This is a genomic window from Oculatella sp. FACHB-28 (genome assembly GCF_014696015.1).
Classification (GTDB): domain Bacteria; phylum Cyanobacteriota; class Cyanobacteriia; order Elainellales; family Elainellaceae; genus JAAUTN01.
In genome coordinates this window covers 89,940-103,947 of the sequence record NZ_JACJPJ010000094.1, presented here as the reverse complement: position 1 = coordinate 103,947, position 14,008 = coordinate 89,940, and the positions used below count along the sequence as shown (strand labels likewise).

At 51.2% G+C, this 14,008-nt stretch carries 6 protein-coding genes; 3 read left to right on the top strand and 3 right to left on the bottom strand.

Going from position 1 to position 14,008, the window contains the following annotated elements; translation table 11 throughout:
- Positions 1 to 59: 59 nt before the first annotated feature.
- Positions 60 to 1,376, top strand: coding sequence for a sugar ABC transporter substrate-binding protein (locus H6F88_RS25535; protein ID WP_190645626.1), 1,317 nt, complete (start codon positions 60 to 62; stop codon positions 1,374 to 1,376).
- Here the strand turns inward: H6F88_RS25535 and H6F88_RS25530 are convergent.
- The gene (locus tag H6F88_RS25530) at positions 1,373 to 2,647 is read right to left on the bottom strand and encodes a folylpolyglutamate synthase/dihydrofolate synthase family protein (protein WP_347277743.1); all 1,275 of its coding nucleotides are present in this window, start codon (positions 2,645 to 2,647) and stop codon (positions 1,373 to 1,375) included. The two genes, H6F88_RS25535 and H6F88_RS25530, sit on opposite strands and share 4 nt — an antisense overlap.
- A 343-nt stretch (positions 2,648 to 2,990) precedes the next feature.
- Between H6F88_RS25530 and H6F88_RS25525 the strand changes: the two genes are divergently transcribed.
- Both H6F88_RS25525 and H6F88_RS25520 read left to right on the top strand, forming a co-directional pair.
- Positions 2,991 to 4,766, top strand: a complete 1,776-nt coding sequence (locus tag H6F88_RS25525; RefSeq protein WP_190645624.1) for a GMC oxidoreductase — start codon at positions 2,991 to 2,993, stop codon at positions 4,764 to 4,766.
- 106 nt (positions 4,767 to 4,872) lie between these two features.
- Complete coding sequence (locus H6F88_RS25520) at positions 4,873 to 5,562, top strand: queuosine precursor transporter (protein WP_190645623.1); 690 nt, start codon at positions 4,873 to 4,875, stop codon at positions 5,560 to 5,562.
- Positions 5,563 to 5,638: 76 nt separating this feature from the next.
- Here the strand turns inward: H6F88_RS25520 and H6F88_RS25515 are convergent, their stop codons facing one another.
- Positions 5,639 to 7,213: an ATP-binding protein gene (locus H6F88_RS25515; protein ID WP_190645622.1), complete on the bottom strand. Its 1,575-nt coding sequence runs from the start codon at positions 7,211 to 7,213 to the stop codon at positions 5,639 to 5,641.
- 543 nt (positions 7,214 to 7,756) lie between these two features.
- On the bottom strand, positions 7,757 to 13,576 hold the full coding sequence (locus H6F88_RS25510; RefSeq protein WP_190645621.1) for a HAMP domain-containing protein: 5,820 nt from the start codon (positions 13,574 to 13,576) through the stop codon (positions 7,757 to 7,759).
- Positions 13,577 to 14,008 lie beyond the last annotated feature (432 nt).

The window sequence follows — 14,008 nt, the reverse complement described above, 5'->3', positions numbered from 1 at the left end:
TTTAACCTGTAGCTCTAGGTCAGCATCCTGGACTCGAATTCGTCGCGGTGGGTGGGAACATGAGAAGAATCAGCAAATGGAAACGGTTGGGCATCTTTGCCCTGCTAGGGCTGCTGCTAAGCTGGATGGTCAGTTGCAGCGCAGGACCAACTAATTCAGAAGCCGAATCGGGCACTCAAGAAGTTGAATTTTGGACAATGCAGCTTCAGCCAGAGTTTACCGACTATTTCAACCAGCTTATTGCTACCTTTGAGTCAGAAAATCCGGAGACAAAGGTGCGTTGGGTGGATGTGCCCTGGGCAGATATGCAAAGCAAAATTCTTACTGCTGTTTCTGCGGGCACTGCGCCTGATGTGGTGAATCTAAACCCTGATTTCGCAGCTCAACTGGCTGGGTTAAATGCCTGGTTAGATTTGGGAGACAAGATTTCACCCGAGCAGCAGCAGCAATATTTGCCCAAGATCTGGGAAGCGGGTACGCTGGACGGCAAAAGCTTTGGCATTCCCTGGTATCTCACCACGAGCGTTACGATCTACAACCAGCAGCTTTTAGAACAGGCTGGCATTCCGCTTCCGGCGGCAGAAGATACGGAGTGGGAGCAAGTTTCGACTTACGAAAATCTGGCAGAGGTCGCTCGCGCGGTCAAAGACGAAACGGGCAAGTATGCTTTCTTTGTGACGTTTGTACCGGAAGATTCTGCCGAGGTGTTGCAGTCGTTTGCTCAGATGGGCGTTCAGCTTGTGGATGAGGAAGGGCAGGCTGCATTTAACACTCCCGAAGGTCTGGCAGCTTTTCAGTACTGGGTGGATTTGTACAAGGACGGACTGCTACCCAGAGAGGTGTTGACTCAGGGACATCGGCGGGCGATCGAACTCTATCAGTCGGGAGAAGTGGCGCTTCTGTCTTCTAGCCCTCACTTCTTAGAAACAGTGGCTACGAATGCACCTGCGATCGCTAAGGTATCGGGTGTAGCTCCTCAAATCACGGGTTCAACCGGAGCAAAGAGTGTTGCGGTGATGAACCTGGTGATTCCGCAATCGACCGATCAGCCAGATGCCGCCGTCAAGTTTGCGTTGTTTGTGACTAACAATGAAAATCAGCTTGCTTTCGCAAAAGCTGCAAACGTCCTGCCTTCAACGGTTGAAGCACTGAAAGATGGCTACTTCACCGATCTGCCTGCTGAGGTGACTCCTCCCGATCGGGCACGGGTGGTGAGCGCCAGCCAGATGGAAGATGCTCAGGTGTTGCTACCGCAGATTAAAGATGTGAAGAAACTGCAAGGCATCGTTTACGACAATTTGCAGGCTGCTATGCTCGACCAAAAAACGGTTGAGCAGGCGATCGCTGATGCCGAGTCGGAATGGAACGATCGCTAAAAATCGCTCTTAGCAGCATTTCGAAAGAAATGCCCAATCAAATAAAGCGAACCGCACAAAACCGGAGTAAAAGATTCTGTTGCCCCGGTTTTTGTTGCGGCTTGAAGTCCAGCGATCGCGTCCTCATACACTTCACAACTTGCCAGGTCGGGACAAATTTCCAATGCTAGTTTTGCCAGTGCTTCCGGTTCCGCTGAAAGGTGGTCGGGGACAGGCACCAGGTAGAGGCGATCGCCTCCTCTCAGCAACGCCTTAAACACATCGGCATGATCCTTCGTGGTGAGCATTCCTATTACCCAATGGATTGGCTGGCGCACTTTTTCGCTGTTGTCGATGTAGTGTCGCAGGGCGATCGCCGCTGCTGGGTTGTGAGCCCCATCAATTAATACAGGCTGATCTTGCCAGGTAATCCACTGGAGCCGTCCCGGCCACTGCGTTTTGGACATGCCGCTGACGATTGCTGCTTCCGAGATCTCCCAACCTTGCTGCTGAAGACTTTGGACGGTGGCGATCGCCAGAGCAGAATTGATCAGTTGATGGGCACCGGGCAGGGGTAGGGGGAATTTGAGAGGTAAAGGGGATTGGGGGTTGGGGTAGAGAGCCCAACCAGGGGTGAAAAGTTGCGCGGCTGGAGGGTAGACAGTAGGGCAGTTAAGTTCAGCGAGGCGCTGTTTGATCACAGGTTCGGCTTCGGTGGGCAGGGGGGCGATGACAGCGGGGCAGTTGGGTTTGAGGATGCCTGCTTTTTCGCGAGAAATGTCTGCCAGGGTGGGTCCGAGACGCTGCCAGTGTTCGCGGCTGAGGGACGTGATCACACTGACGAGGGGGCGATCGCACACATTCGTTGCATCCAATCGCCCACCCAAACCAACTTCCATTACCGCAACATCAACCTGCTGCTGAGCAAAATAGAGCCACGCCGCAGCCGTAATCACTTCAAATTGAGTCGGGGATTCCTCCGGCTCCTGGATTGCAGCAATCACCTGCAACAGTAAATGGTGTAAATCGGCGACGGAGATTGGCGCTTCATTCAAACAAATCCGCTCATTCCAACTCACCAAATGAGGAGACGTATAGCGCCCAACCCGGTAGCCTGCCTCTGTCAAAATCGAGGAAAGATAGGCGCAAACCGAGCCTTTGCCATTTGAGCCAGCGACATGAATGATGGGTACTTGCTGATGAGGATTGCCTAGATCTGCCAGTAGGCGCTGAATCCGCTCTAAGCCAAGCTGCACGCCAAAATGATTGAACTGCTCTAAAACAGCATCAATGTTGGGATGGTCTGAAGCAGAATCAAGCTCTAATTTCGATGGAACAGACTGAAAGGTATCAGGAAGTTGCACTGGGATAGAAAAATATAAACCTCTATCTTAAGGTGCAACTGCGTGGATCTGAAAGTGCAGGCTGTACCCTTGGCGGACGGTTAAACTTTCCCTCGTCTTTCCTAGCGATCGCTGACATTTCCTTCCCGCAATATTCCGGAAGGATGAAACAGCACTGCGTTTCCACTACAAGCAATTGAGAGTTGAGAATCGGCAAACGCAACTCCAACGCTTCCCTATGCCCTCGGCTGTTTTAGTTGATGCTGCATAAACTTTAGTGGACAAAAGCCCCATGTTTCAAATTCGGTTTCAAACCATCAACTACCGTCCTGACCTGCAAATTACCTTACGCAACAATGTGGATGGCTGGGATCAAGATATTCCCGGCATCTATGAGAATGATGAGTGGCGATTTGATCTGCCCGAAGCTCGTTACGGTGGCGGCATGACTTTTAAGTTTGTGCTGGAACAAACTTACTGGATGAATCAGCCTAACTTGTTTCTAGCGCCTATGCTGGGCGGTAATTACATCTACACCGAAGCACAAGTTACCTTTCCACCCCGTCAGGAAATGGTAGTGGAAAACTCTCATGTGCAGCAGTTGTTTTTTCAGCCCAATTTAAATGAGACAGACCTATTTGATGTGATCGTCGTCGGTTCTGGCATCGGCGGTGGCATTCTGGCAGACCAGCTTTCTGATCTAGGGATGAAGGTACTGGTGCTGGAAGCAGGCAGCTATCTGTTTCCTAGCCATGTGGCAAACTTGCCCCGCCAACATCGCGTAGGGCAGTTTGATAAACACGTTTGGGGACTCTATGATGAGTTTAAAGTTGACAACTATGCCAACGCACCCGGTTCTAACTTCATTGGTGGGCAGGCGTTTAACCTGGGTGGGCGATCGCTCTTTTGGGGCGGGCTAATTCCCCGAATGCTGTCCTGGGAAATGGATCAGTGGCCAACCCAAATCAAATGGTATCTGGAAGACAGTGGTTATCAGCGGGCTGAAGATCTGATGAACCGCGTTCCGCAGGCTCCCTCAAACTATCATCAACAGGTGAAGCGATCGCTGCGGACTCAATTTCCTGATTTCAATCACTTTGATGCGCCAATGGCGGTGCAGTACAGCAACGGTAGCCTGATTCCCAACGGCATGTTTTCTACTGCTGACCTGTTGATGGAGTCAAAGCTAACGGATAATCCTGCTGGTGATGACAACCTTTCGATTAACCTGAATCATGCCGTCGTGGAGCTACAAACCACCGGAACTTCAGTAACGGGAGTAGTCGCCTATGACCTGATTGCTCAGAAATATCGCACCTACCAATCTAAAACTGTGGTGCTGTCAGCAGGCACCATAGAGAGCACTAAGATTGCTCAACTCAGCGGACTACTCGACCCCAACGGCAAGATTGGCGTGGGAATCACTGACCACCCGATTTATTTCACTCACTTTGCTGTTCCTGCAAACTCACCTTTCTTTAGCGCTATCGACTCCAGCAAAATCCTGTCACAACACAAGTCTATTTCAGCGAATCAGCACGCTTTCAACATGGTGCTAGAGCTAGGAGCAGACTTTAACCAGGGGCGCTATGTGGACGATGACATTCTCGTACAACAGCAAATGTTGAGAAATAACATGATGCTGTGTGAACTGGTGTTTCTATTTAATGTGCCACTGATGGAGACGAACACCGTTCAACAAACGGGACCGTCTTTTGTCAAACCTGTGGTGCAGATGCAGCTTAGCCCAGAGAGCGATCGCTTCTTAGGTGAAGCAAATGCGTTGAAAGATCAGGTGATTGCTACGTTAGGTGGTGTACCACTACCCGACAACAACTTGGACTTAAAGCAAGCTGGACTGGGTGGCGTTGCCCATGAAGTCGGCACACTGCGAATGGGTGCTGATAACAGTGGAGTGGTGGATACCGATCTGAAATTTCTCAGCTATGACAACCTCTATGCCTGTGACCTGTCAGTCTTTCCCACTTCCCCAGCAGCCAACCCAACACTGACGTTAGCAGCCTTAGCGATTCGTCTAGCAGATCACCTCAAACAGGTCGTTGCCTGAGTTTAGCGGTAGGGGCGAACAGACGTTCGCCCTTACAGCAGGCAATATGTTTCAACAGGTCTATTACAATAGCTGAGCATCCTATCTAGCGAGAATTATCAGCATTGTGTCCAAGTCATTTAAGCATCTAGACACCATCACTGCTTTGTTTGTGACGGTGTTGCTGATTTCAAATATTACGTCTACCAAAATTGTCAACCTGGGTCCATTCACCTTCGATGGCGGGACGATTTTGTTTCCGCTAAGTTACATCTTTGGCGATGTGCTGACAGAAGTTTATGGCTATGGGCGATCGCGCAAAGTAATCTGGCTCGGCTTTATCTCAGCCTTGCTATTGTCTATCACTTTAATTGTGGTAGGGGCATTGCCGCCTGCCGCAGAGTGGACTAACCAGGAAGCTTACGAGAAAATTTTAGGGTTGACTCCTCGCATTGTAGCTGCCAGTCTAGTGGCTTACTTTGCAGGTGAGTTTTCTAACTCTTTCATTTTGGCAAAGCTCAAGATTCTCACGGGTGGCAGACAGCTTTGGGTGAGAACTATCAGTTCTACGCTGATCGGGCAGCTCGTAGACACCACCATTTTTATCCTAGTTGCCTTCACCAACGTGGTTCCCAATAGTCTGCTGCTGACGCTGATTGTTTCAAACTATTTGTTTAAGTGCGGCGTGGAAATTCTCTTTACTCCCGCAACTTATTGGCTCACGAGTTGGCTTAAGCAACAGGAACGGGAAGATTACTACGACACGGACACAAACTTCAATCCGTTTCACCTTTCCAGTTTTGGTAGGGTGCGTTAGCGACAGCGTAACGCACGAAGAAAAGAGTGATGCATTTACGCTATTGCTGACCCATCCACGCAATCTACGATGTGAGCTAGGTTGGCTGTTCGAGGAGCGGCAGGTTAACGGTGAATGTTGCTCCCTTGCCTTCGCCTGCGCTTTCAGCTTGAACGGTACCGTCGTGTAGCTCAGTGAGATGGCGGACGATCGCCAGTCCTAAGCCTAAGCCGCTATAAGAGCGGGTAGTGCTGCTGTCTGCTTGACGGAAGCGATCGAATACATAGGGCAAAAAATCGGGTTCAATGCCGATGCCGTGATCGATCACTTGAATCTGAGCAAAGCTTTTTTCGTCATCTTGCTGTTTGGTCAGACGAACTCTGATCTTGCCGTCTTCTGGTGAGAATTTGATCGCATTAGACAGCAGATTTCGTAAGATTTGCCGCAACCGTCCTGAGTCTCCCGCGGTATTTGCAGCAGTTGCATCAAACTCAGTTTCAAACTGGATTGACTTAGATTCAGCAATGGGGTGAAGGGAATCTAGCACGCTTGTAATGAGCTGAATCAGGTCAATGGGCTGAGGTTGAAGACGCAGTTTCCCTTGAATGATTAAGGAAACATCTAGAATGTCTTCGACTAACTCTGCCTGAGATTTGGCGTTGCGCTCGATAGTTTCTAAAGCGCGGAGGGTTTTTTCTGCATCAAAGTCCTTGGTTAGCAACAGACGTGACCAGCCCAGGATGGCGTTTAGGGGAGTGCGAAGTTCGTGGGAAAGCACTGCTAGAAATTCATCCTTTAGCCGATTGGCGGTTTCTGCTTCGCGACGGGCGACCTGCTCTTGGATGATCTGGGCACGGGCGGTTTCGGCTTGTTTGCGCTCAGTGATGTCTTCTAGGGTGCCGACGTGTCCAACTAAGGTATCCACATTGGAAAGCATGGGAGAGGAGCGAAGATGCACCCAGCAAGTACTGTCCTGTCGCTGCAACCGAAATTCATCTGAATATTCATGTCCGTCTCGGAGATGAGTCAGCCAGTTGGCGATCGCCCTTTCCTGATCTTCGGGGTGGACAAAGTCTAGCCAGCCTTGATTGGAGTTATCTTGCAGGTTAAAGCCACAAATTTCTTGACAGCGGGGGTTGGCGTAGGTGCAGTGCCCCTCTATGTCGGTGAGGAAGATGCCAACCGGAGAGCAAGCGCTGAGCGTGCGAAATCGCTCTTCGCTCTGCCGCAGTTCGGCATTGATGGCTGCTAGTTCTAAGCCCTGGCGCTGGACTTCTAACGTTTTCTTGTAGAGGTCTACAAAGACGGACACCTTAGAACTCAGGATGACCGGGTCAATCGGTTTAAACAAATAGTCTACGGCCCCCAGAGAATAGCCTTTGCACATGAGGCTATCGCTGGTGCTAAAGGCCGTGAGGAAAATGATTGGGGTATGGTGCGATCGCTCTCTCTGGCGAATCATCATCGCCGTCTCAAATCCATCCAGCTTGGGCATCTGCACGTCCAGCAAAATTACCGCAAAATCCTGATAGAGCAGGTATCGCAAAACGTCTTCGCCCGAATTGGCTTTAACCAGGTTTTGCCCCAACCCTTCTAACACAGCTTCTAGCGCGATTAAGTTTTCCGGTTCGTCATCTGCCAGGAGAATATTGACTTGGGTTTCAGACTGCATGAACTTACGCCAGTTTTGGAAATTGGGGGCTAGCGATCAGGGATTGGGGATGCAAAACGGTAGGACATTGTGTCAAAGGACTCGCCAACCCACCTCAATTACTCAACAAATTAGAAGACTCATTCACCAAGCTTAAAGATTCACTCGCTAAACTCAAAGTTTAATCGGTCAGGGTTAAAGATTTGTTCGTGAGGCTCAAAGATTTACTCGCGAAGCTCTGAAATTCATTCACGCAGCTTAAGAATTCGTTGGTGAACATGAGGGATTTATTCGCCAACCTCAAAGCTCCATTAGCGAGGCTCTAAGATTCATTCACGAGTTCCAAAGCTTCATCGGCGAAGCTCCAAGTTCATTCATTAGACTCTAAGCTTCGTTTGTGAACCTTAGAGGTTCATTGGCAGATCTCAAAGCTTTAACGAAGCTTTGTCCACTAATCTGATACCCAATTCACAGCAATTTCTCACTTTTATGAGCCACAAACCTCGGTAGGGGCGGTTCGCGAACCGCCCCTACAAAATTAGCCTGCGATCGCCATCTTCGTCCCTACCGATACAGCCAAACTCGCAGCAGCGACAGCAGTTGATCCGTGTTGACGGGTTTGGTGATGTAGTCAGATGCGCCCGCTTCAATGCATTTCTCGCGATCGCCCATCATCGCCTTTGCCGTCAGGGCAATGATCGGAAGATCATTGAAACGCTCTTCCTGACGAATTGCCTGCATGGTTTCGTAACCGTCCATTTCAGGCATCATCACGTCCATCAACACCAGGTCAACATCTGACATAGATTGCAGCAGCGCAATGCCATCTCGCCCATTCTCAGCATGAATGATTTGCATTTGATAGCGCTCTAGCACGCTGGTTAGGGCAAAGATGTTGCGGATGTCGTCATCTACAATCAGCACCTTTTTGTTGGCGAGGATGGGGTCAGACTTCTGCAACTGCTCTAGCATCTGCCGCTTGGGGGCAGGCAGGTTTGCTTGAATTCGGTGCAGAAATAGAGACGTTTCATCGAGCAACCGTTCGGGGGTGCGGACTTCTCGCACGACGGTCGTTTCGGCAAGTTGCTGAAGTTGAATTTCCTCTTGCGCGGACAGTTCTTTGCCGACGTAGATAACGATGGGCAAATTGGCGTTAGGGGCTTCACGGCGAATTTGCTCCAGCAGTTCTAGACCGGAGATGTCGGGCAAGCCCATGTCTAGCACGATGCAGTCAAAGTGCCCTGATTGCAGTGCTTCGATGGCAGCAGAGCCGCTGCTGACGGCGGTCGTGCTAACGTCACTGTTGCCAATCAGGTCTACGATACTGTGCCGCTGCATTTCATCGGCTTCGATCAGCAACAGATGCTTGACTGGACGATCAATGAAGCTCTTGATGTCGGTCAGCGCATTTGACAGAGATTCACTGCTGACAGGCTTTTGCAGGTAGGCGATCGCCCCTAGCTTCAAGCTCTTGTGCTTCCCTTCCTCGACCGACATCATGTGAACGGGGATATGGCGAGTCTCAGGGTCACGCTTTAGCCGATCGAGTACCGTCCAGCCGTCCATTACAGGCAGACGAATGTCGAGCATGATCGCAGCGGGCTTAAACTCTTTCGCGAGCATCAGTCCCACATCGCTACGGCTAGCGGCAATGCCCTTAAAGCCCTGCGATCGCGCCATGTCGAGTAAAATTCGGGCAAAGTTGAGGTCGTCTTCAATCACCAGGAGAACGCGATCGCCCGGTTCGATGTTGCCTCGATCGTCTTCGATATCGGCGGCAGGCAAGCTACTTGTGCCGGAGAGCGATAGGCTTGTTAGTCCGCTAGAGCTGATAGAAGTGGTTACCAACTCAGCGTTTCTGAGGGTTCTGGTGATGGGGTCTTGGGGCTTGTCCTCTGGGCTTACATAGGTCTGGGGTAAATAGAGGGTGAATGTGCTGCCCTGCTCCGGCTGGCTGACTAGAGCAATTTCTCCGCCTAGCATCTGAGCAATTTCTCGGCTAATCGATAGCCCCAACCCTGTGCCGCCATACTTGCGGCTGGTTGTGCCATCTGCCTGCTGGAAGGCCTCAAAGATCAGGCGTTGCTTTTCAGGGGCAATGCCAATGCCGGTGTCGGTAACTGAGAAGGCAATTACTGAGTTAGCTCTAGAAAGGGGCGATCGCTGAGAACTCCAGCCTTGAGTCACTACCCCAACCCGTAGACACACCTGCCCTTGCTCAGTAAATTTGAAGGCGTTAGACAGCAGGTTCTTCAATACTTGCAAGAGTCGCTTAGGATCGGTGTAAAGTGCCGAAGGTAAGTTTTCGGCGAATTCAATCGAAAACTCTAGCTTTTTGTCCTGGGCCACTTGTCGAAAAGTTCGCTCAATCTGGTCGCGCAGATCGTTAAAGTGAATCTGGCTGACATCCACTGACATGGTGCCAGATTCAATTTTTGCTAGGTCGAGAATATCGTTAATTAAGCCAAGTAGGTCGTTTCCAGAAGAGTAGATGGTGCGGGCATAATCAACCTGTTTGCTGGTGAGGTTGCCGTCATTGTTCTCAGTCAGCAGCCGCGCCAAAATCAGCAGACTGTTTAACGGTGTGCGTAACTCGTGGGACATATTAGCCAAGAACTCAGACTTGTACTTTGAGGTCATGGCAAGCTGTTCAGCTTTTTCCTCTAAAGATTGTCGAGCCTGTTCAATCTCGCTGTTTTTACGCTCCACTTCGCGGTTTTGCAGCACCAGCAGTTCAGCTTTTTCTTCTAGCTCCTCATTGGTTTGCTGAAGCTGTTCTTGCTGGCTCTTCAGCAGTTCTTCCGATGCCTTGAGTGACTGAGCCTGTTGCTCTAGTCGCTTGTTGGTGTCGGTTAGCTCCTTTTGCTGGCTCTGGAGTTCTTCGGTCAGAGATTGGGACTGCTTCAGCAGTTCCTCCGTTCTCATGCTGGCGGCGATCGTGTTGAGTACGATCGCAATACTTTCGGTGAGTTGGTCAAAGAAAGTGAGGTGAATTTCGCTGAAGCGGCGGAAGGAAGCTAGCTCAATTACAGCCGTTACCTGCCCTTCAAATAGAACGGGCAGAACCACCAGATTCAGCGGTGAAGCTTCCCCTAAACCCGAACTGATCTTGACGTAGTCATGAGGTACTTCGGTAATCAAGATCCGCTCTTTTTCTAAAGCGCACTGACCCACCAGTCCTTCACCCAGGTGGAAGCGATTGGCTAGATGCTTGCGCTCTCGGTAAGCGTAGGTGCTGAGCAGCTTCAGGCAAGCTTCTTGCTGTTCGCCACCGTCCATCAAGTAGAATACGCCGTGCTGCGCCGATACCAGGGGAGCTAGTTCCGACAGAATTAGCTTGGACACTGTTTCCAGGTCGCGTTGCCCCTGCAACATGCGGGTGAACTTAGCCAGGTTGGTCTTGAGCCAGTCTTGCTCGGTGTTTTTCTGCGTCGTCTCGCGCAGGTTGGCGATCATCTGGTTGATGTTGTCTTTGAGGATCGCCACCTCGCCTTCTGCAGCAACGGAAATCGACCGGGTTAAGTCGCCCTTGGTCACAGCAGTTGCTACTTCGGCGATCGCTCTCACCTGTGTGGTCAAGTTTGCCGCCAGTTCGTTCACGTTGTCGGTCAGGTCGCGCCACGTACCTGCCGCACCAGGAACCTTTGCCTGACCACCCAGTTTTCCTTCAATCCCTACTTCCCGCGCCACCGTCGTTACCTGGTCAGCGAAGGTCGCCAGCGTATCGATCATCTCGTTGATTGTGTCTGCCAGGGTTTCGATCTCGCCCTTCGCCTCCAGCATTAGCTTTCGCTTCAGGTCGCCGTTTGCCACCGCCGTCACGACTTTCGCAATGCCTCGCACTTGGGCGGTGAGGTTGCCTGCCATTGAGTTCACCGAGTCGGTCAGGTCTTTCCAGGTTCCGGCTACACCGCGCACATCTGCCTGACCGCCCAGAATTCCCTCCGTGCCTACCTCTTTTGCCACCCGCGTTACCTCAGAGGCAAAGGAATTTAACTGATCCACCATCGTATTGATCGTGTTTTTCAGTTCGAGGATTTCGCCCTTTACATCCACCGTAATTTTCTTCGACAGGTCGCCGTTCGCCACCGCTTTGGTCACTTCGGCGATGTTTCGTACCTGCGCTGTTAAGCTGCCTGCCATGAAGTTCACGGAGTCAGTCAGGTCTTTCCAGATACCCGCTACACCGCGCACATAGGCTTGCACACCCAGCTTGCCTTCTGAACCTACCTCGCGCGCCACCCTGGTTACCTCAGAAGCAAAGCCGCTCAACTGATCCACCATCGTGTTGATCGTGTTTTTCAGCTCGAGGATTTCGCCCTTTACATCCACCGTGATTTTCTTCGACAGGTCGCCGTTCGCCACCGCTGTCGTGACTTCGGCGATGTTCCGCACTTGCGCGGTCAAGCTGCCCGCCATCGAGTTCACCGAGTCGGTGAGGTCTTTCCAGGTTCCGGCTACTCCTCGGACTTCGGCTTGCACACCCAGTTTTCCTTCTGTTCCCACCTCTCGCGCCACCCGCGTTACCTCAGAGGCGAAGGAGTTTAACTGATCAACCATGATGTTGATCGTGTTTTTCAGTTCAAGAATCTCACCTTTCACATCGACGGTGATTTTCTTGGACAGGTCGCCGTTCGCCACCGCTGTCGTGACTTCGGCGATGTTCCGCACCTGCGCCGTCAAGCTGCCTGCCATAAAGTTGACGGAGTCGGTGAGGTCTTTCCAGGTTCCGGCTACACCGCGCACGTCTGCCTGCACACCCAGCTTGCCTTCTGAACCCACCTCTCGCGCCACCCGCGTTACCTCTGAGGCAAAGCCGCTTAACTGATCGACCATCGTGTTAATCGTGTCCTTCAGTTCAAGAATTTCGCCTTTGACCTGAACAGTAATTTTCTTGGACAGGTCGCCGTTCGCGATCGCTGTCGTGACTTCGGCAATATTTCGCACCTGCGCCGTCAAACTGCCCGCCATTGAGTTCACACTGTCGGTCAGGTCTTTCCAGGTTCCGGCTACGCCTCGGACTTCTGCTTGTACACCCAGTTTCCCTTCCGTTCCCACTTCTCGCGCGACCCGGGTTACCTCCGAGGCAAAGGAGTTGAGCTGATCCACCATCACATTGATCGTGTCTTTTAGCTCCAGAATCTCGCCCTTCACATCCACGGTGATTTTCTTCGACAGGTCGCCGTTTGCCACCGCTGTCGTGACTTCCGCAATGTTTCGTACTTGCGCCGTCAAGCTGCCTGCCATCGAGTTCACCGAATCGGTGAGGTCTTTCCAGGTTCCGGCGACACCTTTTACATCTGCCTGTACACCGAGTTTCCCTTCCGTTCCTACTTCTCGCGCGACCCGCGTTACCTCCGAGGCAAAGGAGTTGAGCTGATCGACCATCACGTTGATCGTGTCTTTTAGCTCCAGAATTTCGCCTTTCACATCTACTGTGATTTTCTTGGAGAGGTCGCCGTTCGCGATCGCCGTCGTGACTTCAGCAATATTCCGCACCTGCGCCGTCAAGCTGCCCGCCATGAAGTTGACGGAATCGGTCAAATCTTTCCAGGTTCCAGCTACCCCTCGGACTTCTGCCTGTACGCCGAGTTTCCCTTCTGTACCAACTTCTCGCGCGACCCGCGTTACCTCAGAGGCAAAGGAGTTGAGCTGGTCCACCATCACATTGATCGTGTCTTTCAGCTCTAAGATTTCGCCTTTCACATTTACGGTGATTTTCTTGGAGAGGTCACCGTTGGCGATCGCCGTCGTGACTTCGGCAATATTCCGCACCTGCGCGGTCAAGCTGCCTGCCATTGAGTTCACACTGTCGGTCAGGTCTTTCCAGGTTCCGGCAACGCCTTCCACTTCTGCCTGTACACCGAGTTTTCCTTCAGTGCCCACCTCTCTAGCTACCTTCGTCACCTCAGAGGCAAAGGAATTGAGCTGCCCCACCATCGTGTTGACGATTTGCGCGGTTTGTAGGAATTCACCTCGCAGCGGTCGTCCCTCAATTTCAGTGGCGATCGACTGTGACAAGTCACCACTAGCAACCGCCCGGATTACACGGGTGGTTTCCTCCATAGGCTGCACCAGGTCAGTAATTAAGGTATTGACCGACTCAACACACGCTGTCCAGGAACCTGTGGCATTGCCCAAAGAAGCTCGCTGGTCAATCTTGCCCTCTTTGCCCACTACCGTACTGACATGCTCCAACTCCTGAGCCATGCGCTGATTCATTTCTATGATTTCATTCAGCGTGTCAGAAATCTTTCCAGAAATGCCCGTTTGGTCATTAGGCATTCTTACCGAAAAGTTTCCTTTCTTTACCTCAGTCAGCACTCTTAAAAGTTGCTTGGGGTCAAGATTGTCAGTGTCACTGTTGGCTGTCACGGTCGGCATGGCTTAATCCTTATTAAGACGTGAGGCAAATTAAGTGAGAGTAGCAAGGAGATTAATGCACCTGAGGTTGAAACGTGAGGTTACAACAATGACCCATGCTAACTGGAAAGCGTTCCTACTAAGACACTTTTCCAGTTCTTCGATTGGTTCGGTAACATCAATGACATTTCTTGTCTGATCACTGTTGAGCGCGGAGAAATAAAGACTTGTCGGGCAAGTCTCACTCCTCAAATATTATCGGGCAGGAACAGGAAGAAACATCTCTGCCAAAAGATAGATGCCGTTTCTTTCTGTTTTCACTAGTACAGCTCTTTCCACGGAAAAGGGAGGATAAGGGGTTTATTGCTGTGGAAACTGTTTCAACTCCCGTGTTAGGATTCACGAAAAAATTATGGTGAAGGCGGAAGCGTGGTGTGCCGTGTTTCCGCCTTC